Below are 20,242 nucleotides of genomic sequence, written 5' to 3'. Positions count from 1 at the left end.
CCCTTGATATGGGCGGTGCCCCCGATTCTTCGGGCGGCGCGTGCTCGAGCAAGGAAACGATGCTCGATGCCGCGCGCAAAGCGGGCAAGAGCGATGTGCTCGACCAGTACGCGGCGGACTATCCGGTGGACCCGGCAAAAGGCCCGCATGATCAACCACAGAGCATGTGTCCGGCATTCGGCTCACTTCGAGTGGGCCTGCGCATGCGGCGCACCGCGACGGTCCTTTCAGGCAGCGCATGCTGTGTCTATGGCCTGACCTTCACATCGCACTTTTACGGTGCGCGGCGGACGGTGGGCTATGTGCCCTTCTCCTCAGAGACGCTCGTCACAGGCAAACTGTTTGAAGACATCAAGGAAGCGGTCGAAGACCTCGCTGATCCTGAGAATTACGACGCCATCGTCGTCACGAACCTGTGCGTGCCTACCGCCAGCGGCGTCCCGCTGCGCCTGCTCAAGAAGCAGATCAACGGCGTGCGCATTATCGGAATCGACGTGCCAGGCTTTGGCATCCCGACCCATGCAGAGGCGAAGGATGTGCTGGCCGGAGCGATGCTTCAATATGCGCGCGAAGAGGTCATGGAAGGCCCCGTTGCTGCGCCGGATACAGTCGTCAGCGACAGGCCGACCGTTACTCTGCTGGGCGAAATGTTCCCGGCTGACCCGGTCGTAATCGGCCAGATGCTGGAGCCGCTTGGCCTTGCCACTGGCCCCGTTGTTCCAACCCGCGAATGGCGTGAACTTTACTCCGCCCTCGATTGCGGAGCGGTCGCGGCGATCCACCCGTTCTACACTGCGAGCATTCGCGAATTTCAGGCCGCTGGCCGCCCGATTATCGGTTCAGCCCCGGTGGGCGCTGATGGCACGGCCGCATGGCTCCAGAATATTGGCGAGACTTTCGCTCTGCCGCAAGCCCAGGTCGATGGGGTCAAGAACGCGATGATCGGCGCGTGCAAAGGCGCTTTGTCGCAAATGCCGATCAAAGGGCGCATCACGGTATCGGGCTATGAAGGCTCCGAACTGCTGGTCGCGCGTCTGCTCGTCGAAAGCGGGGCGGATGTTCGTTATGTCGGCAGCGCCTGTCCCAAGACGCAATGGTCGGATGCGGACCGCGAATGGCTCGAAGCCAAAGGCGTGACCGTCAATTTCCGCGCGAGCCTTGAAGAGGACATCGCCGCGGTTGAGGAATATCAGCCCGACCTCGCTATTGGCACCACGCCCGTGGTCCAGCATGCCAAGGCGAAGGCGATCCCGGCGCTCTATTTCACCAACCTGATCTCCGCGCGCCCTCTAATGGGTCCGGCAGGGGCTGGCAGCCTTGCTCAAGTCGTCAACGCGGCGATGGGCAACAAAGCGCGTTTCGAGACGATGCGCGAATTTTTTGAAGGCGTCGGCGATGGCCACGCGACCGGCGTGTGGGAGGACACTCCCGTCGACCGTCCCAAATTCCGCAAGAAATATGCGGCCTTGAACGAAGCGGCGCGCAAAGCGTCAGAGGCGGTGGGCACATGACCCTTGTCCTCGATCATGATCGGGCCGGCGGCTATTGGGGTGCGACCTACGTCTTTACCGCAGTCAAAGGCCTGCAGGTCATCATCGATGGCCCGGTGGGTTGTGAGAACCTGCCGGTGACATCGGTGCTGCACTACACCGACGCCCTGCCCCCGCATGAACTGCCGATTGTGGTAACGGGCTTGGGCGAGGAAGAGCTCGGCAAGACCGGCACTGAAGGCGCGATGAAGCGCGCTTGGGAAGTGCTCGATCCCGAACTGCCCGCTGTGGTTGTGACCGGCTCTATCGCAGAGATGATCGGCGGCGGCGTCACGCCTGAAGGCACCAATATCAAGCGCTTCCTGCCGCGCACGATCGACGAAGATCAGTGGGAAAGCGCGGACCGCGCCCTGACCTGGCTGTGGACCGAATTCGGCCCCAAGAAAATGCCCAAACTGCGGGAGCGCAAAGAGGGCGAGAAGCCGGTCGTCAACATCATTGGCCCCTCCTACGGCATGTTCAATATGCCCTCGGATCTGGCGGAAATCCGCCGCATGGTCGAAGGGATCGGAGCCGAAGTTGGCGTGGTCTTCCCACTGGGATGCCACCTTGCCGACATCCGCAAGCTGGGCATGGCGGACGCGAATGTCTGCATGTACCGCGAGTTCGGACGCAATCTGTGTGAGACGCTTGAGCGGCCCTATTACCAGGCGCCGCTTGGGCTCAGCTCAACCACCAAATTCTTGCGCGCTCTGGGCGCAGAATTGGGTCTCGACCCGGAACCGTTTATCGAGCGCGAGAAACACACGACGATCAAACCGCTGTGGGATCTATGGCGCTCTGTTACGCAGGACTTCTTTGGCACCGCGAATTTCGGGATCGTTGCGAACGAAACCTATGCGCGCGGTATCCGCCACTTCCTTGAAGAGGATATGGGCCTGCCCTGCTCCTTCGCCTTCAGCCGAGAGGCAGGCGTGAAGCCCAAGAACGAAGACGTGCGCGAGGCGATTCATACAAATCCGCCGCTGGTCCTGTTCGGCAGTTATAATGAGCGGATGTACATGGCCGAGAACAAGGGCGTCGGTCACGGCCCCCAAGGTCAGTTTATCCCAGCCAGCTTCCCAGGCGCTGCGATACGTCGCCACACCGGCACACCCTTCATGGGATATTCGGGCGCGACCTATCTGGTGCAGGAAGTGTGCAATGCGCTGTTCGACGCGCTGTTCCATATTCTGCCACTCGGCACCGACATGGATAAAGGCGCCGCGACGCCAACCAAGCTGGAAAGCCAGCTCCAATGGGACATCGACGCCAAGTCCAAGCTTGATGAACTGGTCGAGAAGCAGCCGGTGCTCGTCCGTATTTCCGCCGCCAAACGCATGCGCGACGCCGCCGAACGGCACGCGCGGCGTACAGGTGCGACAACCGTTTCCGCAGATTGCCTCGCAGAGGCGTTGCTTGAAGGAGAGAGCGTGTGACTTTTTCTCTTCTGACCAGCTTCGCAGCCGCTTCGCAATCATCAGTTTTGCCTGACCGTATCGGGCATCCGCAATCCACGTGGGGGATCACGCGCGGATACCGTCGGGGACAATTCCGTCCCCGCTCCAAAGAAAATGAATGGAGATACTACAATGGCCGATGGTGATCGCCCCAGCGTGGGGACGTATCTGACCGACGAAGAAGCAAAGGAAATCCATGGCGCGTTCATGGGCACCTTTGGGCTCTACGTTGCAATCGCGGTTGTCGCTCACATCCTTTTGTGGGCCAACAAACCGTGGCTGCCGCTCTGATCTTCCACCCTGCCTGATTGCTCTTTGCACGTTGCCTTTGGGCGCGTGGTCTGAGCGACCCAAGCTAATGGAATAAGGAAATAATCATGTATAAGATTTGGCATCATTTCGATGTTCGCCGGACCCTCGTAGCGCTGCATGTCGGCCTCGCGGTTCTCGCGTTCACGATTCACTTCATCCTGCTCAGCACCGAAAGCTACAACTGGCTCAGCTAATCAGCTGATGCTGGTCATGCTTTTTAGCTGACAGGCAAATTCTGTGAGGAGGCAGGTTCGCCTGCCTGCCTCCCACAAACCGAACCGACACGGAAACGACAATACCCGTCCTTGAGGCGGGAAGGATGGACCTATGGCGCTCCTAAGTTTCGAGCGGAAATACCGCACGCGCGGTGGCACTATAATTGGCGGAGACCTATTCGATTTTTGGATAGGCCCGTTTTATGTCGGTTTCTTCGGTGTAACGACGGCAGTCAGCGCCCTTTTGGGCACAATGCTGATTTTCGCCGCTGCAGCGCAAGGACCGACGCTCAATCCCTGGCTTATCGACATTCAGCCACCATCGATAGAAGCCGGATTGGCACTCATGCCTTTGAAAGAGGGCGGGTATCACCAGATCATAACTCTGTGTGCGACCGTCGCTTTCCTGTCATGGGTGATGCGACAAGCAGAGATCTCTCGCAAGCTGGGCATGAGCTATCATGTTCCCATCGCTTTCAGTGTGGCGGTCTTTGCCTTTGTAACCTTGAACATCATTCGCCCGTTCTGGATGGGCGCATGGGGGCATGCGTTCCCATACGGCATCTGGACCCACTTGGACTGGGTGTCCTACACCGGATATAACTATGTGAATTTCCACTATAATCCGGTGCACATGCTGGCGATCACGTTCTTCTTCACGAACTGTCTCGCGCTGGCGCTGCATGGCGGCCTCGTGCTCTCAGCGGTTAACACCTCTGACGATGCCGAAGTTCGCTCGCCCGAATATGAGGACACGTATTTCCGTGACTTCATCGGATATTCGGTCGGCACGCTGGGCATTCACCGTGTGGGTCTGTTCCTGGCGCTGAACGCAGCGTTCTGGAGCGCGATCTGCATCGTGATCTCTGGCACCTTGTATGCCGGTAGCTGGATCGAGTTCTGGGAATTCTGGCGCAAGATCCCGATTTGGGCAGGAGGTCCGGTCTGATGGCAACCTATCAAAACATCTTTACGCAGATCCAGGTCAAAGCTGAGCCGGAGATGGGGGTTCCCCTACCGGCTGGCGATGAGGAACGGATCCCGATCACTGGCTATTCCTACTGGATGGGCAAGTTTGGTCAGGCTCAGATCGGCCCGCTCTATTTGGGCTGGCTGGGTATGATCTCCCTCGCGTTTGGCGCGGCGGCAATCATGATCATCGGCCTGAACTTCTGGGCGCAAGCTGGATGGGACCCGCAGACCTTCATGCGCGAGCTGTTCTGGCTCTCGCTTGATCCTCCGGGACCGGAATATGGCTTTAGCCCGTTTGTACCACTGAACGAAGGCGGCTGGTTCATCATGACCGGCGCGTTCCTCACGATCTCAGTGCTGTGCTGGTGGGTGCGGACCTATATGCGAGCGAAATCGCTCGGCATGGGGATGCACATTCCGTGGGCTTTTGCTTCGGCTATCTGGTTGTTCCTGGTGCTGGGCTTTATCCGCCCGCTGCTGCTTCAGGACTGGTCGCAGGCCGTGCCTTACGGCATCTTTAGCCACCTGGATTGGACGAACAACTTCTCGCTGATTTACGGGAACCTGTTCTACAATCCGTTCCACGCGCTCTCGATTGTGTTCCTCTATGGCTCAGCTGTGCTGTTCGCCATGCACGGGGCAACGATCCTGGCGTTGGGCCGCTATGGTGGTGAGCGTGAGATCGAGCAGATCACTGACCGCGGCACTGCCTCGGAACGTGGCGCTTTGTTCTGGCGCTGGACCATGGGCTTCAACGCCACGATGGAATCGATCCACCGCTGGGCGTGGTGGTTCGCAGTTCTGACGACCCTTACCGGCGGGATCGGCATCCTGCTGTCCGGCACGGTAGTCGACAATTGGTACCTGTGGGCACAGGAGCATCACTACGCTCCGATGTAAGGGGCCGATGCAAGCGATGTAGGCGAACATCGACCCTCATAGGTCTATCTATCCAAGAGGCCCGGCTGCGTTGCGAGACGCGGCCGGGCTTTTTGGTTTTGGGGCGAAAGGGCTTGACCTCGACCAATTGACGTTCGCCCTCGGAGCGGTAAGCCTATCGGCATGAGAAAAGTCGTCTCTCTCCTCATTTCATTGATCGCGATTGGTGGATGTTCTGCCGATTGTGCAAACACCATCGTCACAGAAGTCGAAGCTCCAAACGGGCAACACCGTGCGATCCTGTTTCAGCGCGATTGTGGAGCAACGACTTCCTTCACAACCCAAGTGTCTGTGATCGAAATAGGTGACCAGTTCTCCGGAAGCGGTAACGCATTCGTCGCTGATGCAGATCGCGGCGCCGCTAGTGTCGGCGATTGGGGTGGACCTTGGGCCGAACTACGTTGGGTGACGCCCGATCATCTCGAGGTCAGCTACGCTAGGGGATCTCGAATTTTTGAGCAGGAACGCGATGTCGACGGCGTCACGATCAGCTACCGTTCGATCAATCCGTCAAACCGATAACCGTCCTAGTTTACTTTCGCCAACCGCCCCCGCAAGTCCATCAGATGCAGAGGCAGGGAAAGCGCCAGTAGCACCGCGACCCACTCCCAGCCTGCGCCCACCAGGGCCGCTCTCAGCGCCAGTACGATGAACACCGCCGGGCCGATGAGGCCGAGAATGCGCGCCCAGCCCCAACCCTTGGCGAGCTTCAGCCAAAGCGCCTCCAGCGCCAGCACAGCCAGCACGAGGTCAGCCGCGTTGCCACTCGCGAAGAAGGCTTCGATCATATCCATCAGAGCGCGCGGCCCCAGCTCAGCTCAGCCGAACGGTCCGTTCAGATCGACCACCGCCCAGTTGAGCGCCGCGGCGAATGTCACCCACGCCAGATAAGGCATGAACAGCAGCGCCGAGTTCTTCGAATAGCGCCCGCAATAGCCGATCAGCGCCGCGATTGAGAGCCACAGGACCATCACTTCGATAAAGGCCAAGTCGGGCCGTTGTAGGCGGAAGAACACCATCGACCAGGTGATGTTGAGGAAGGCGTTGAGGGCGAACAGGGCGATAATCCTGTCTGCCACGCGCCGCGTCGGGGCGGCGCGCCAGGCGCTGACAACCGCCGCTGTGTTGAGCGCAAAGATGATCGTCCAGCCGACCGGGAACAGCACGTCAGGCGGGTTCCATTCGGGTTTCGCCAGCGCCTGATACCACGGGCCAGTGTCAGTGATCGCCGCTCCCATCAGCGCGACAATCGCCGCTGTAAAGGCGGCCACAACGGCGGGAAGAATCCACGTCCGCTTCACGCCAAGTGAAATGTGCTTGTTGGTTGCTTTGGTAGCCATAGCGGATCCCTCTCCTATGAACTGCTTGCCGGTCTAAGCCCCAGCAAATGGGCTGTGTCCTTGAGGAAAATCTTGACGTGAGCGAGTGGTTTTTTGCGCACCAGCTTCTTGTTCATATAGGCCTGCCAGGTCAGCTGCTGGACGTCCTCGTCGTCGCACATGTCGACGAAACGCTCGCGCCGTTTGTCGCTGGAATACCAGAAGTACTGCATGATCCCGAGGATCCAGAAGACCCGGCCATGCTCCTTCATGAACCGCTTGCGCGCGGTTTTGAGCTGCTTGGCCTCGCCCGTCTTGAGGAACTGCGAGGCGGCCTGCGCGCTGAATTGCCCGCCGACCATCGCGTAATATATTCCCTCGCCCGAGGCAGGCGCGACAATCCCCGCCGCATCACCAGCAACGATGACGTCCGCGCCGTTGTCCCAGCGTTTTAGCGGTTTAAGCGGTATCGGAGCGCCTTCGCGCCGAACGGTTTCGCAGCGGGTAAGGTCCAGCTCCTCGCGCATTTGCGAGACAGCGCCTCGCAAGGAGAAGCCCTTGTTCGCGCTGCCCACGCCGATGCTGGCAGTTTCGCCATGTGGGAAGACCCAGGCGTAGAAATCGGGTGAGAGCTTGCCCTGATAAAACACGTCGCAGCGGTCCGGATCATAGGCTTCGTTGTCGGCGAGCATGAAGGGCTCGGGCGACTTGATGATCTCGTGATAGGCGAAGACGCATTTGACCCGCTCGGCATCGGGCAAGCATTGTTTCGCGACCGCAGAACGCGCACCATCAGCGCCAATGACACAGCGCGCGCGGACTTTCTCAATCGGGCCTCCTCGCTCACGGCGGAAGGTGACGAGCGGATGGGCTTCATCGTCGCGCTCGATCTTTTCGAAGGTCGCGCCGAGGCGTTCGACCCCGCTTTCGCGCGCACGTTCGCGCAGCCATTCGTCGAACTCATCGCGGTCGACCATGCCGACATAGCCGATCTCGCCAACGGGCATATCGACAGCGCGACCTGAGGGCGCGATCATGCGGGCAGAGCGCGCGCGCGCAACGAGCAGGCTTTGCGGAATGTCGAAGTCTTCGAGCAGACGCGGTGGAACCGCCCCGCCACAGGGCTTGATCCGCCCGCCCCGCTCCATCAGCAGAACCGAGTGTCCGGCCAGCGCCAGTTCGGTCGCGGCAGTCGCTCCAGCAGGGCCTCCGCCAACCACGACGGCGTCATAAATCTCCTGGTTCATGCGAATACCTCTGCTTCTCTTTCGTGAATGTTGATTGCGTCCATGGGTCTGGGCGCGAGCCCTTTTGCCGTCGCGCGAATGGCGAGCCATGCGGCAAGGACAAACAGCCCAGCCTCGATGGCGAAAATCACTTGGAAGGCCTGCGCGTCGGCGCCAATCAGACGGCGCGCGGCATCGAGCCCGCCTCCTCCCAGCATCCCGCCAAGGCCAAAGGCGATGGCCTGCGCTGCGCCCCAAACGCCCATGCGCACGCCCTCGCGCGTTTTCTCACCTGCGCCGGCAAGCCCCATCATCGCGCCGATGGCAGCAACCGCGAAAAGCCCGTTGCAAAAGCCAAGGACAAAGACATTGGCGGCGATCGGCCAGCCGGGCCCAGCCACAGCCGCAAGCGCGAGGCTAGCAAGCGCGAGAGCTGATCCAAGGCAGCCAAAGACGATCCAGTGGCGCAGCTCGAACGGCATCCGTCCGGCAAAGGCGCTGCCGCCAATCCCTGCGACGATCATACCTGCGAGCACACCGCCATTCTGCATTCCGCCCAGCTGCGTCGACTCGCCCGGTGTCATGCCAAAGATCAGTCCTGCGAAGGGCTCCAGGATAAGGTCCTGCATGTTGAACGCCATCATCGAGACGAAGATGAAAAGCGTGAAGCGGCGCGCGGCCGTCTCGTTCAGAATCTCACGCAAGGCCCCGCGCAAGGGAGGTGGCGGGGCGCTCTTGGTGGTCTCCGCGAAGCTCACACCGCCGCGCGGCTCAATCCGCAAAACAGCCAGCGCGGTGATCGCGATGCAGGTGATGAGCAGGCCGGCGGCAACGGTGAGCAGACGCTCAGGCGAATAGGGTTGAAGCAGCTGGCCCACGATGACGGCCGAGACAACGATACCGGCAACCATCATGATCCAGGTTGTCGCAGCAGCTGCAGCTCTGCGAGTGGGCGTTACGCCAGAAGCGAGTAAGGCCAGCGCCGACGTGCCCGCCGCCCCCACGCCGATGCCGATGAGCGAGTAACCGAGGATAGCGAGCGTCATGGCAGCAGCGAAGCTTTCCGTGACCATCACGGTCGCCTGCACCGCCATGATCGCGCCAGCGCCAAGCACTACGATCCCGCCAACAATCCACAGCGCGCGGTTTCCGCCTTTGTCAGAGCCATGGCCCCATAGCGGGCGGCATAGCTGCACCGCATAGTGCCAGCCAACTAGCCCGGCGGGAATCGCTCCGGCCAGTGCATACTCAACCACCATCAAGCGGTTGAGCACCGTTGTGATTAGCATCACCATCGCGCCGATGGAGGCCTGGACCAAGCCAATGCGGATGATCGCAAACCAGCTGAGGCCTTGGACTGCTGAGTCGGGCGGAGGCGCGTGCATCAGATGAGCCCTCCGAGGTAACCGCCAAGGCCGAGAGCTGCGGCGAGCATACCCAGCACATAAAGCGTCACGCCCACACCGTTATACCAAGGCGCGTATTTCTTGGGATCGCCGATCAGCCGCGGCATGGCGGCGAATTGCAGCGCGAGGACCAGCGCCACCACTCCGGCGGAGAGTAGATGGTCCCACACCGCCAGCAGCACGATGACCGCAACCTGCGCCAGAGCCATCACTCCGCAAGCCAGCAGGGCCGCATTTCGCACGCCTAAAGTCACGGGCAGCGATTTGAGGCCTGTTGCGCGGTCGCCCTCGACAGCCTTAAAGTCGTTCAAAGTCATGATGCCGTGCGCTCCGACGCTATAGAGCACCAGCACGGTCAGCACTTCGGCACTTGGCATCGCGCCCAGCATCACCGCGGCGCCTGTAAACCAGCTCAGGCCCTCATAGGTGAGGCCGACCACGGCAGGGCCTGTCCAACCGCTCGTCTTGAAGCGGAAAGGCGGTGCGCTGTAGCCCCAGGCGAGCGCTAACCCGACCAGCGAGGCAACAAAGACCAGCGGGCCAAGCAACCATCCGACCAGCGCCGACAGCAATGTAGCAATGATGGCGATATACAGACCCCAACGGCCCGGAATGCGGCCCGAGGGGATTGGACGGTCCGGTTCGTTGATCGCATCGACATGGCGGTCGAACCAGTCGTTCACCGCCTGGCTCGTTCCGCAGACCAGCGGCCCTGCGAGCATCACTCCCCCCGCGACAAACCACAAACGTCCGTCCAAGCCTGCGCCAGAGGAAACTGCGCCGCACATGAACGCCCACATCGGCGGGAACCAGGTGATCGGCTTAAGCAACTCCAGCACGTCACGCAGTTTGGGCCGTGATTGGTGCCGTGATTGGGGGCGCGATTGGATGGATGGGGAAGGAACAGCAGGCGCATCAGACCCCGGTCCCGTTCCAGCGGGCGCGCGAGTCGATGATACGGAGCTGTCCATAAGTGCAAAGCTATGCCTGACATGGGCATGCGTCAAATTATTTGGACACTATTTCTGTCTCAAACGCGAAAATGGTCCAATTCGGGATCAGAATTGGGTTCTGAAGCGAGATTCGCGCTCCATTTTGAGGCACTTTTCCTCGTAGCCGCGACTCAGCATTCTGTGCTCCACCGAGCACAGAGCTGCATCAGGCCAGCATGGCATAACCTTATGATTTTATGAGATTACTCTCCGTCGCCGGGCAGATTGCCAAGCCCATGACGGTGGAGTTTGGAATAGAGGCTCTGGCGTGACAGGCCGAGAATTTCAGCAGCACTAGCACGATTGTCCGAAGTGTATTGAAGCGCGGCTTCAATACACAAACGTTCAATCAAATCAGTGCTTTCGCGTACAATCTCCTTGAGCGACATGCGCCCAACCAGATCAGTCAGCTGCTCTACCGAGCGCGGCAAATCTTGCGTGCCCGGTGGCAAATCGCGCAAACGACGACCTACAGGCCGCACAACAAAGGCGTAAAGCCCGGTCTCCCCGCTGCTGCGAACGGCGGAAAGCTCGATCGGCTCGCCTTCCAGATCATCATTGGTGCGCAAGACTGTCGCGACATTGCGGGCCGCTCCATATTGGTCGATCTGCCCTTCAATCAGGTCCAGATCAATGCCAGGCCGACCAATCCAGCCCGCCAGCGATTTGCCGCGCAACGTGTCGAGGCCTGGCGCTTGGACCAGCTCGATAAAGGCGTGGTTCGCGCTGACAATTTGCAGATTGCCGTCGGCGACTACAAAGGCGTCGGGCATCTGATCAATCAGCGCCAGCGTTGAGTGATCATCGTTGGCAGCCTCTGCCTCTCCCACCGGAGAAAACCGCAGGAACAGGAACTTGCCACGGTCCTGCGTGAAACCTGCGATGCTCGCTGCGACTTCGGTTGAGCCCTTGGTCAATGTGATGGTCGCAGGAGACGTCTGGTTCGAGGACAAAGCGGCACCAACCAGCGCCTGCAAATCGTCGCGCGAGCCTTTCTCAATCAGGCTTGGCAGCTTCTTGCCGGCAAGACTTCCCTGACGGACTCCCATCAGATCATGCGCCGCAGGGTTTGCCTCTCTGATACGCAGGCCAGACGCCTCGACAATGAGGACCGCCTCGCCCGATTTTTCAAAAAGCATCCGGTAGCGCGCTTCAAGCTGGCGCATCCGCATATAGTCCCGCTCAAGCGATTGTTGCACCTGCAACAGACGCTGCTGCATAGTGCTGGCCTCGCGCAGGTCGCGGCCAATCGCAATGCGGTATGATCCGCCCGCAATGCTGAGCACTGCATAGCGAATTGGGAAATCGCCATCGCGCGTCGGATGGTTGACCTGACGCCAGTGCTGCACTTCGCCTTTGCGCGCGGCAGCCAGCATTTCCATGACTTTCGGGCGGCTCTCAACCGTGACAGTTTCAAGCCAGTTCGTGCCTTCCCAGCCTTCGAAACCCGGGAAATCAGAAGGGTTGAAAGCGGTGTCTACGATCAGGCCCGTCTCATCGAGGACCAGCGTGATGTCGCCTGCCACCATTGCCAGCTTCATCGCCGCATCGGCGTCAAGCTCGTCAAACAGTTCGGCGGCTTTGCCGAAGGGGTGCTTGCCTTCGATGGAGTGTTTGCGGGTTAGCATCAATGCACCCCGCTATTTCAGCGAACGCACACGTACCTCGGAGGACTGGACCAACGTTCGCGCCACCTCGAGGGCGGCACGAGCGTCGGCGCCGGTCCCATCGGCTCCTACTTCGGCAACGATTGCTGGGTTTTGGTTGATCATTTGACCACCGATGAGAATAGAGAGGTTCGAATTTGCGGACACGCTGCGCATGGCCTTGACTAGATTTGTGAGGGCCGCGCTAGTGCAATCGCGCGAGACGGTCAATCCTACCAGGTCAAAGCGTTCACGGGAAACCGCATCTAGCAGTTCCTTGCGCAAAGGCTTCGTCATGACCTCGCTTTGCCAGCCCGCTCTGGCAAAAACTTCGTCCATCATCATCGCGCCAAAGTAATGCTCATCCCCTGGGAGAGGAGCAAACAGCGCGCGGTAGGGTGTGTCAGCTGGGTTGATCGGTTTGATCGGAGCCCGCTCCGAAATTTCGCGCATCACTTCCTGCAAGCGCCACAGCCCCATAGTGACGTCGACGAAATCGCAGTCGTCGCCCTCCCACATTTCGCCCAATTGGCGGGCTGCTGGCGCGAGCAGGTCGATATAGATCGCCTCAACGCTCACGCCTTCTTTGATGAACTTGTCGACCTCTTCGAGCAGGTTGGGCGTGTCCTCCTTAAGCGGGAGAAGCGCAAATCTTTTCGCCGCGGAAGGGGCGATCTGCGCCCCATTCAGCGCGCCCAGCGCCATGGTTTTGTCCGCCGCTTCAGATTGCGCCATCAGCAGTCGCGGAATGATCTCACCTTCGATGATCGCGTTGATTGCATCGCCTTCGAGCGGGTGAGTTTTCACTTCTGACAAGACTGGTGGAGCTTCATCCGCGACGTCCTTTCGACCCAAGGTCGTTGAAACAGCACGACGCAGCGCGGCTGAGCCAGCGCCAATCACACTCTTTGTTTTTCCGTTTCCCGTCGAGGCGCTCATGCCTGACCCTTCCCGTCTTCCGGCTGATAGTCTCCGGAAATGGCGCGGGATCCGCGTCGAGGCTGCCTGAAGTCGAACGTGTTCCGACTCATAGTGTCACAGCAACCTAACCATACACCAAGTCCAATTTATGCGCAATCTGCCCTAATCGTGGACAGATTGACTGTCCAGTCTATTTTACGTCAAATTTATTTGACACTTGGCTGTCCGGAGGCGTAAGTCTCGAGTCTAGATACAAAGGCAAATTCAAGGATGAACCGACAGGACCCAGCATCCCATGTCGAATCTGCACCCCATCAAGGGCGGGTAAAACAGCAAGGGATTGGCGCGGCGCTCTACACGGTAGAGGAGCGGCGGCGCAGGGACGAGTCGGTCTGGACAGTGGTTCAAGGCGTGCTCGCCCCGCTGCAATTTGTAGTCTTCCTCATCAGCCTTGGATTGGTCATCCGCACACTCTGGACTGGCGAAGGCGCGTTTGCGGCTGATGTCTCGATCGTGGTCAAGACGGTGGTGCTTTACACGATCATGGTGACAGGCTCGATCTGGGAGAAGGTCGTGTTCGGCAAATGGCTGTTTGCCCCCTCCTTCTTCTGGGAGGACGTGTTCTCCATGCTCGTCCTGGCGCTGCACACGCTTTACCTCGTGATGCTGTTCGCGAGCATTGGCACGGTTGAGCAACGCATGTTCGTCGCGCTCGCAGCCTATGGCGCTTACATCATCAATGCCGGCCAGTTTCTTTGGAAGCTGCGCATGGCGAGGCTCGAAGGCGCGGCAAGCGCTCAGGCGGTGCCAGCATGACGCCGCCCGAAACCATCAACGCACCGGCAATCGACGGATGCGACGCTCCGAAGTCTAAGGATGCGCGCCCGGTCTTACGCGAACGCGGCCAGCGTGAAGTCTTCTGCGGCCTCACCGGTATCGTGTGGCTCCATCGCAAGATGCAGGACGCCTTCTTCCTCGTCGTCGGCTCGCGCACCTGTGCGCACCTGCTGCAATCAGCAGCGGGCGTGATGATCTTTGCCGAGCCACGCTTCGCAACCGCGATCATGGAAGAGCGTGATCTCGCCGGCATGGTCGATTGCCAGGATGAACTCGACCGAGTGGTCGACCGCCTGCTGGCACGCCGTCCCGATATCAAGACCTTGTTTCTCGTCGGCTCCTGCCCCTCCGAAGTCATCAAACTCGACCTCGGCAAGGCCGCTGAACGCCTCGGCGCGCGGCATATGCCGGATGTGCGCATCCTCAACTATTCGGGCAGCGGGATCGAGACGACTTTCACCCAAGGCGAAGACGCCTGCCTTGCCTCGCTGGTGCCGGAAATGCCTACGCAAGCCGTCGAAGCGCCCAAGCAGCTGCTGATGGTTGGCTCGCTCCCCGACATTGTCGAGGATCAGTTCCTGCGCCTCTTCAAAGAGCTGGGTATCGAGCATGTCGGCGTCCTGCCCCCGCGCAATGCGCGCGACTTGCCCAGCGTGGGTGCGAATACGCGCTACCTGCTCGCCCAGCCTTTCCTGGCTGACACAGCCATGGCGCTAGAGAATCGCGGGGCAACGCGGCTCGACGCACTGTTCCCGTTCGGCGCTGAGGGCACGACCAATTGGCTCCGCGCTGCCGCGCGCGAGTTTGGCATTGATGAGATGCACTTTAACGCGGTGGTCGCTCCGGGGCGCGAGCGGGCCAAGCGCGCGCTCGAACATGTGCGCCGCGACCTTGAAGGCAAGCGCATCAGCTTCCTGCCGGACTCGCAACTCGAAGTTCCGCTGGCGCGCTTCCTTGCAACCGAACTGGGTATGCAGCCGGTCGAGGTTGGCACACCCTATCTCCACCGCGCGCATTGTGCGCAGGAGCTGGACCTGATCCCGCCATCGGCCCGCATCAGCGAAGGCCAGCATGTCGACCGTCAACTCGACCGTGTGCGCGCAGATAAGCCGGACCTGACCGTTTGTGGCCTTGGCCTTGCCAACCCGCTGGAGGCGGAGGGGCTCTCGACCAAATGGGCGATTGAGCTCGTCTTCTCGCCGATCCACGGCTTCGACCAGGCGGGTGACCTCGCTGAACTCTTCGCGCGGCCCTTGCGCCGCCGCGACAGGCTGGAGGTGTAGGGATGCAGCTCGCCGTCTGGACATATGAAGGCCCGCCCCATGTTGGCGCGATGCGGATCGCAACGGCGATGAAGGAGCTGCACTATGTGCTCCACGCGCCGCAGGGTGACACTTATGCGGACCTGCTGTTCACGATGATTGAGCGGCGCGGTGCTCGTCCACCTGTAACCTACACAACCTTCGAGGCGCGCGACCTTGGCAAGGATACAGCCCAACTGTTCCAGGATGCCGCACGTGAAGCAGCGGAGCGCTTCAAACCGCAAGCGATGATTGTTGGCGCATCCTGCACGGCCGAGCTGATTCAGGACGATCCGGGCGGCCTCAGCGAGGCGATGGACCTGCCCTGCCCCGCGATCCCGCTCGAACTGCCCAGCTATCAGCGCAAAGAGAACTGGGGCGCGGCGGAGACGTTCTACCAGATCGTCCGGCACCTCGCGGATAAGAGCGCAACGCCCGACCCTCGCGAAGGCCGCAAAGCGCGCGCCAACATCCTCGGCCCCACCGCGCTTGGCTTCCGCCATCGCGATGATCTGGTCGAAATCCGCAAGATCCTTGAAACACTGGACGTTGAAGTAAACCTTGTCGCGCCTCTGAACGCGACACCCGCGGACATCGCCCGCATCGGCGAAGCGGATTTCAACATCGTCCTTTACCCAGAAATAGCAGATGAGGCGGCCCGTTGGCTCGAACGCACGTTCAAGCAGCCCACGGTCCGCACAACCCCAATCGGTGTGAGCGCCACACGCGCGTTCATTGCCGAAGTCGCCGAGTTGGCGGGTGCAGATCCCACGCCCGCCCTCGGCGACACCTCTTCCCGCATGCCGTGGTGGAGCCGCTCGGTCGATTCAACCTATTTGACCGGCAAGCGCGTTTTCATCTTCGGCGATGCAACCCATGCCGTGGCAGCAGCCCGGATCGCTCAGGATGAGCTTGGCTTCGAAGTCTGTGGCCTCGGTTGCTACAACCGCGAATTCGCCCGCGACATCCGTGAGGCGGCCAAGCTCTATGGCGTCGAGCCGCTGATCACTGACGATCATCTGGCGGTCGAGGATGCGATTGCGGAGGCCGCGCCCGAATTGGTGCTCGGCACGCAGATGGAGCGGCATATTGCCAAGCGTCTGGGCCTGCCCTGCGCGGTGATTTCCTCGCCGGTGCATGTGCAGGACTTCCCCGCGCGGCATTCTCCGCAAATGGGTTTCGAGGGCGCGAATGTGATCTTCGACACCTGGGTCCACCCGCTGGTGATGGGCTTGGAAGAACACTTGCTCACCATGTTCCGCGAGGATTTTGAGTTCTCCGACGAGGCAGGCGCATCGCATCACGCGGCGCATTCGCCAAAGCAATCGGCGCCGGCTGAAGCGGCTCCCGAACCCGCCATAGTCACCGCCGCTCCGGCCAACGACGCGGCAGCGTGGACCGACGAAGCGGAGCGCGAGCTCAAGAAAATCCCGTTCTTCGTGCGCGGCAAAGCACGCCGCAACACAGAAGCCTTTGCTGCCGACCAAGGGCGCGCACAGATAGACCTCGACACGCTCTATGATGCGAAGGCGCATTATGCACGGTAGGGCGCACCCTCCTTCGGCCTCTGGCGGCCCCGCTCCGGTTCGTGTGACGATCATCACGCTCGACAACCACCTGCGCGGTGCGGTCGAACGGGCGAATGCGGCGCTGGCTGAAGAGAATATCGCTGTCACCCTGCACGCTGCGTCCGACTGGGGTGCAGATGGCACTCTGTTGGAGGATGCGAAAGCGGCGGTCGAGGAAGCCGATATCGTCATTGCGACGATGCTTTTCCTCGACGATCACGTCCGCGCGATCCTACCCACGTTGCAAGAACGGCGCGAGCAATGCGACGCGATGGTCTGCCTGATGAGCGCGGGCGAAGTTGTTAAGCTAACCCGCATGGGTGGCTACCGCATGGATGCTCCCGCCAAGGGGCCTCTCGCCCTGCTCAAGAAGCTGCGCGGCTCGCCCAAGAAAGGCGCAAGCTCTGGCGCGGGTCAGATGAAAATGCTGCGGCGTCTACCCAAGATTCTCAAATTCATTCCCGGCACCGCGCAAGACGTGCGCGCCTATTTCCTGACGCTGCAATACTGGCTGGCGGGTTCGGACGAGAACGTCATCGCGATGACGCGCGCTCTGATCGACCGTTATGCCGATGGTGAGCGGATGGAGCGGCGCGGCGAAACCAGCGCGGACGCTCCGCAAGAATATCCCGAAACCGGCGTCTATCACCCACGGACCAAGCAGCGCATCTCCGAAAGCCTGCGCCTGCTCCCGCGCAACAACGAGGCAAATGGCCACGGCAAGAACGGCACGGTCGGGCTGATCTTGCTGCGCTCCTATCTGCTGGGCCGGGACAGCGGCCACTATGACGGCGCGATTGCCGCGTTTGAGGCAGCCGGAATGCGGGTTGTCCCCGTCTTCGCGAGCGGTCTGGACGCGCGGCCTGCGATCGAGAAATTCTTCATCGACCGGGGTGAACCTGTGGTCGATGCCATCGTCAACCTGACCGGCTTCTCGCTGGTAGGCGGACCGGCTTACAACGACGCGCAGGCTGCACGCGAAGTGCTGGGCGACCTCGACGTGCCCTATATCGCGGCGCATGCCATCGAGTTCCAATCGCTGGGCGAATGGCGCTCGCGCGACCAGGGTCTTCTGCCACTCGAATCTACGATGATGGTTGCTCTGCCGGAGTTGGACGGCGCGACCACGCCGAGCGTCTTTGGCGGGCGTCTCAGCGACCCAAGCGGCGTTTGCGAAGGCTGCGAGCGGCGCTGCACCAAGGCGCAGTCAGAAAAACTCAGCCCGATGCAGGCCTGCCCTGAACGCGCCGAAGCGCTAGCTGCCCGCGTCACCAAAATAGTCGCTTTGCGCCGGTCTGAGCGGGCCGAGCGCAAGCTTGCTATCGTCCTGTTCAACTTCCCGCCTAATGCGGGCGCGACAGGCAGCGCGGCGTTTCTGGCGGTCTATGAATCGCTCTTCGCAACCCTTCAGCGCCTGTCCGCCGAAGGCTACGACGTAGCGGTCCCGGAAAGCGTCGACGCCCTGCGCGAAACAATCCTCAAGGGAAATTCTGAACGCTTTGGTGCAGACGCCAATGTCGCGCACCGTGTGCCTGCGGACGAACATGTCCGGCGCGAAGAGCACTTGGCTGAAATCGAAGCGCAATGGGGCCCTGCCCCCGGCAAAGCCCAGTCCGACGGGTCGCACATCCAGGTGCTGGGCGCGCAATTCGGAAACGTCTTTGTCGGCATCCAACCCGCCTTTGGGTACGAGGGCGATCCAATGCGCCTGCTGTTCGAGGGCAACTTCGCCCCGACCCACGCCTTCAGCGCCTTTTACCGCTACATCCGCGAAGATTTCGGCGCGCATTCCGTGCTGCATTTCGGAACGCACGGCGCGCTCGAATTCATGCCCGGCAAGCAGACCGGCATGACCGGTGAATGCTGGCCCGAGCGGCTGATTGGCAACCTGCCCAATTATTACCTTTACGCCGCCAACAACCCGACAGAGGGCATGCTGGCAAAGCGGCGCAGCGCGGCGAGCCTCATCAGCTATCTGACACCGCCACTGGCGCAGGCCGGGCTCTACAAAGGGCTTACAGAGCTCAAGGCAAGCGTCGAACGCTGGCGGATCGCAACCGACGGTGACGAACGCGACGACCTCGCCGCAATCATCGCCGACCAGAGCGACGCGCTCGACATTAAATATGACGACATCGGATCGCTCTCCGCCAAGCTTTACGAGCTGGAAGAGGCGCTGATCCCGCATGGTCTTCACATTCTCGGCCGCAATCCGGAAGGCGAGCGGCGCGAGGCTATGGTTGACGCCATGATGGAAGCGGCAGGCGAGGATGGCAGCCGTGAAGCCTTGGCTGCGGCGCTCGATTCCAGCGATGAGCTGGGCGCGCTGATCCATGCTCTGGATGGCGGCTATATCCAGCCTGCCCCGGGCGGAGACGTCGTGGCCAACCCGGCTGTGCTGCCCACAGGCCGCAACATTCACGGCTTCGACCCGTTCCTGATCCCCAGCGCCTATGCCTGCAAGCAGGGCGCTGAACAGGCTGAGCGTCTGGTCGCGCGCCACGTCGAGGCGGAAGGCGGCTTCCCGCAAAGCATCGCGATGGTGCTTTGGGGCACGGACAATATGAAATCCGAAGGCGTCCAGATCGCGCAAGCGATGACGCTGATGGGCGCACGCCCACGCCGCGATTCCTATGGCCGCCTGTGCGGGGCCGAACTGATCCCGCTGGAAGAGCTGGGCCGTCCGCGCATCGACGTGGTGATGACGCTCTCGGGCATCTTCCGCGACTTGCTGCCACTTCAGACCCGGATGCTGGCCGAAGCCGCTCTTCTGGCTGCGCAAGCCGAGGAACCTGCCGAGGTCAACTTCGTGCGCAAACATTCGATGAGCCACGCCGCTGCACACGGCCTCGACCTCGAAACCGCCGCCTTGCGGGTCTTCTCCAACAAAGAAGGCGCCTATGGTGCGCAAGTCAACCAGATGATCGACGGCGGCGTATGGGCCGATCCGGATGAGCTCGCCAACGCATTCGAGATCAACAAGGGCTTTGCCTACGGCGTCAAAGGCGAACCAGTCCAACACCGCGAATTGCTGACCGAGGCGTTGAAAGACGTCGAGTTCACCTACCAGAACCTCGAAAGCGTTGAAGTCGGCATCACCGATCTTGACCAATATGTCGACGGGCTTGGCGGGGTCAGCCGCTCAGTCGCACGCGCCAAAGGGGAAGACGCACCGGTCTATATCCTCGATGCGACACGCGGGACGACCAAAGTTCGCACGCTGGCTGAACAGATTGACCTGGAAACCCGCACGCGCACGCTGAACCCGAAATGGTTCGAAGGGATGCTGGAACACGGCTTCGAAGGCGTGCGCAATATCGAGCAGCACGTGACCAACACGCTCGGCTGGTCGGCGACGACGGGCAAGGTCGAACCGTGGGTTTACCAGAAGATATCCGAGACTTTTGTGCTCGACGAAGAGATGCGTCGGCGTCTCTCCGAGCTCAATCCGAAGGCGTCAGCGCGTGTGGCTGGAAGGCTGCTCGAAGCGTGCGACCGCCAATTGTGGGAGCCGGACGAGGCGACCCTTAACGCACTGCGCGAAGCCAATGATGAGCTCGAAGATCGCCTCGAAGGCGTCTTCGTAGCGGAATGAAAGA

General features: G+C 60.9%; 18 protein-coding genes. 11 read left to right on the top strand and 7 right to left on the bottom strand.

Translation table 11 applies throughout. From position 1 onward, the window contains the following. Nucleotides 1–8: 8 nt before the first annotated feature. The 7 genes from bchY to AC0V6X_RS01825 all read left to right on the top strand — a co-directional run bounded on the left by bchY (nt 9) and on the right by AC0V6X_RS01825 (nt 5,949). Nucleotides 9–1,511 carry a chlorophyllide a reductase subunit Y gene (gene bchY / locus AC0V6X_RS01855; protein ID WP_486182892.1) on the top strand — a complete coding sequence of 501 codons (1,503 nt, stop codon included), beginning with the start codon at nt 9–11 and terminating at the stop codon, nt 1,509–1,511. Next, complete coding sequence (gene bchZ / locus AC0V6X_RS01850) at nt 1,508–2,968, top strand: chlorophyllide a reductase subunit Z (RefSeq protein WP_486182891.1); 1,461 nt, start codon at nt 1,508–1,510, stop codon at nt 2,966–2,968. The genes bchY and bchZ overlap by 4 nt, the downstream gene beginning before the upstream one ends. Nucleotides 2,969–3,121: 153 nt before the next feature. Further along, nucleotides 3,122–3,280, top strand: a complete 159-nt coding sequence (gene pufB, locus AC0V6X_RS01845) for a light-harvesting antenna LH1, beta subunit (RefSeq protein ID WP_486182890.1) — start codon at nt 3,122–3,124, stop codon at nt 3,278–3,280. Nucleotides 3,281–3,366: 86 nt separating this feature from the next. Continuing rightward, nucleotides 3,367–3,495 carry a light-harvesting antenna LH1, alpha subunit gene (gene pufA / locus AC0V6X_RS01840; RefSeq protein ID WP_007164990.1) on the top strand — a complete coding sequence of 43 codons (129 nt, stop codon included), beginning with the start codon at nt 3,367–3,369 and terminating at the stop codon, nt 3,493–3,495. Between the two features lie 133 nt (nt 3,496–3,628). Continuing rightward, nucleotides 3,629–4,465, top strand: coding sequence for a photosynthetic reaction center subunit L (pufL, locus tag AC0V6X_RS01835; protein ID WP_486182889.1), 837 nt, complete (start codon nt 3,629–3,631; stop codon nt 4,463–4,465). Next, the gene (gene pufM, locus AC0V6X_RS01830; protein ID WP_486182888.1) at nt 4,465–5,388 is read left to right on the top strand and encodes a photosynthetic reaction center subunit M; all 924 of its coding nucleotides are present in this window, start codon (nt 4,465–4,467) and stop codon (nt 5,386–5,388) included. The genes pufL and pufM overlap by 1 nt, the downstream gene beginning before the upstream one ends. Before the next feature lie 162 nt (nt 5,389–5,550). Continuing rightward, on the top strand, nt 5,551–5,949 hold the full coding sequence (locus AC0V6X_RS01825) for a hypothetical protein (protein ID WP_486182887.1): 399 nt from the start codon (nt 5,551–5,553) through the stop codon (nt 5,947–5,949). Between the two features lie 5 nt (nt 5,950–5,954). Here AC0V6X_RS01825 and AC0V6X_RS01820 read toward each other — a convergent pair whose 3' ends face one another. From AC0V6X_RS01820 to AC0V6X_RS01790, 7 genes are all read right to left on the bottom strand, one after another. Then, nucleotides 5,955–6,221 (bottom strand): hypothetical protein, encoded by a 267-nt coding sequence (locus AC0V6X_RS01820; protein ID WP_486182886.1) that lies wholly within the window; start codon nt 6,219–6,221, stop codon nt 5,955–5,957. Between the two features lie 24 nt (nt 6,222–6,245). After that, on the bottom strand, nt 6,246–6,767 hold the full coding sequence (locus AC0V6X_RS01815; RefSeq protein WP_486182885.1) for a TspO/MBR family protein: 522 nt from the start codon (nt 6,765–6,767) through the stop codon (nt 6,246–6,248). A gap of 14 nt (nt 6,768–6,781) precedes the next feature. Further along, a complete protein-coding gene (locus tag AC0V6X_RS01810) occupies nt 6,782–7,993 on the bottom strand; it encodes a geranylgeranyl diphosphate reductase (RefSeq protein ID WP_486182884.1) in 1,212 nt (403 codons plus the stop codon). Continuing rightward, on the bottom strand, nt 7,990–9,357 hold the full coding sequence (locus tag AC0V6X_RS01805) for a BCD family MFS transporter (RefSeq protein WP_486182883.1): 1,368 nt from the start codon (nt 9,355–9,357) through the stop codon (nt 7,990–7,992). Before AC0V6X_RS01805 ends, AC0V6X_RS01810 begins: the two co-directional genes overlap by 4 nt. Then, a complete protein-coding gene (gene chlG / locus AC0V6X_RS01800; protein ID WP_486185497.1) occupies nt 9,357–10,268 on the bottom strand; it encodes a chlorophyll synthase ChlG in 912 nt (303 codons plus the stop codon). Before chlG ends, AC0V6X_RS01805 begins: the two co-directional genes overlap by 1 nt. A 305-nt stretch (nt 10,269–10,573) precedes the next feature. After that, nucleotides 10,574–11,998: a transcriptional regulator PpsR gene (ppsR, locus tag AC0V6X_RS01795; RefSeq protein WP_486182882.1), complete on the bottom strand. Its 1,425-nt coding sequence runs from the start codon at nt 11,996–11,998 to the stop codon at nt 10,574–10,576. Nucleotides 11,999–12,010: 12 nt separating this feature from the next. After that, complete coding sequence (locus AC0V6X_RS01790) at nt 12,011–12,955, bottom strand: cobalamin B12-binding domain-containing protein (RefSeq protein WP_486182881.1); 945 nt, start codon at nt 12,953–12,955, stop codon at nt 12,011–12,013. Between the two features lie 252 nt (nt 12,956–13,207). On the opposite strand from AC0V6X_RS01790, the gene bchF reads away from it, so the two are divergent. From bchF to AC0V6X_RS01770, 4 genes are read left to right on the top strand one after another with little or no spacing between them, the layout of a single operon-like run. After that, on the top strand, nt 13,208–13,753 hold the full coding sequence (bchF, locus tag AC0V6X_RS01785; protein WP_486182880.1) for a 2-vinyl bacteriochlorophyllide hydratase: 546 nt from the start codon (nt 13,208–13,210) through the stop codon (nt 13,751–13,753). Continuing rightward, a complete protein-coding gene (locus AC0V6X_RS01780; RefSeq protein WP_486182879.1) occupies nt 13,750–15,057 on the top strand; it encodes a ferredoxin:protochlorophyllide reductase (ATP-dependent) subunit N in 1,308 nt (435 codons plus the stop codon). The genes bchF and AC0V6X_RS01780 overlap by 4 nt, the downstream gene beginning before the upstream one ends. A 2-nt stretch (nt 15,058–15,059) precedes the next feature. Then, on the top strand, nt 15,060–16,622 hold the full coding sequence (gene bchB, locus AC0V6X_RS01775) for a ferredoxin:protochlorophyllide reductase (ATP-dependent) subunit B (RefSeq protein WP_486182878.1): 1,563 nt from the start codon (nt 15,060–15,062) through the stop codon (nt 16,620–16,622). Continuing rightward, nucleotides 16,612–20,238, top strand: coding sequence for a magnesium chelatase subunit H (locus tag AC0V6X_RS01770; RefSeq protein ID WP_486182877.1), 3,627 nt, complete (start codon nt 16,612–16,614; stop codon nt 20,236–20,238). The genes bchB and AC0V6X_RS01770 overlap by 11 nt, the downstream gene beginning before the upstream one ends. The last annotated feature ends 4 nt before the right edge of the window (nt 20,239–20,242 follow it).

It is taken from the genome of Erythrobacter sp. S267 (genome assembly GCF_057365045.1).
The sequence above is the reverse complement of the archived record's forward strand: the minus strand, read 5'-3'. Positions and strand labels throughout refer to the sequence as shown.

Coding starts and splice junctions, on each gene's coding strand:
- AC0V6X_RS01825 (WP_486182887.1), top strand. CDS start 5,551: ATGAGAAAAGTCGTCTCTCTCCTCATTTCATTGATCGCGATTGGTGGA.
- AC0V6X_RS01805 (WP_486182883.1), bottom strand. CDS start 9,357: ATGCACGCGCCTCCGCCCGACTCAGCAGTCCAAGGCCTCAGCTGGTTT.
- bchZ (WP_486182891.1), top strand. CDS start 1,508: ATGACCCTTGTCCTCGATCATGATCGGGCCGGCGGCTATTGGGGTGCG.
- AC0V6X_RS01810 (WP_486182884.1), bottom strand. CDS start 7,993: ATGAACCAGGAGATTTATGACGCCGTCGTGGTTGGCGGAGGCCCTGCT.
- AC0V6X_RS01770 (WP_486182877.1), top strand. CDS start 16,612: ATGCACGGTAGGGCGCACCCTCCTTCGGCCTCTGGCGGCCCCGCTCCG.
- AC0V6X_RS01815 (WP_486182885.1), bottom strand. CDS start 6,767: ATGGCTACCAAAGCAACCAACAAGCACATTTCACTTGGCGTGAAGCGG.
- bchB (WP_486182878.1), top strand. CDS start 15,060: ATGCAGCTCGCCGTCTGGACATATGAAGGCCCGCCCCATGTTGGCGCG.
- pufM (WP_486182888.1), top strand. CDS start 4,465: ATGGCAACCTATCAAAACATCTTTACGCAGATCCAGGTCAAAGCTGAG.
- pufB (WP_486182890.1), top strand. CDS start 3,122: ATGGCCGATGGTGATCGCCCCAGCGTGGGGACGTATCTGACCGACGAA.
- ppsR (WP_486182882.1), bottom strand. CDS start 11,998: ATGCTAACCCGCAAACACTCCATCGAAGGCAAGCACCCCTTCGGCAAA.
- AC0V6X_RS01820 (WP_486182886.1), bottom strand. CDS start 6,221: ATGGATATGATCGAAGCCTTCTTCGCGAGTGGCAACGCGGCTGACCTC.
- AC0V6X_RS01790 (WP_486182881.1), bottom strand. CDS start 12,955: ATGAGCGCCTCGACGGGAAACGGAAAAACAAAGAGTGTGATTGGCGCT.
- AC0V6X_RS01780 (WP_486182879.1), top strand. CDS start 13,750: ATGACGCCGCCCGAAACCATCAACGCACCGGCAATCGACGGATGCGAC.
- pufA (WP_007164990.1), top strand. CDS start 3,367: ATGTATAAGATTTGGCATCATTTCGATGTTCGCCGGACCCTCGTAGCG.
- pufL (WP_486182889.1), top strand. CDS start 3,629: ATGGCGCTCCTAAGTTTCGAGCGGAAATACCGCACGCGCGGTGGCACT.
- bchY (WP_486182892.1), top strand. CDS start 9: ATGGGCGGTGCCCCCGATTCTTCGGGCGGCGCGTGCTCGAGCAAGGAA.
- bchF (WP_486182880.1), top strand. CDS start 13,208: ATGAACCGACAGGACCCAGCATCCCATGTCGAATCTGCACCCCATCAA.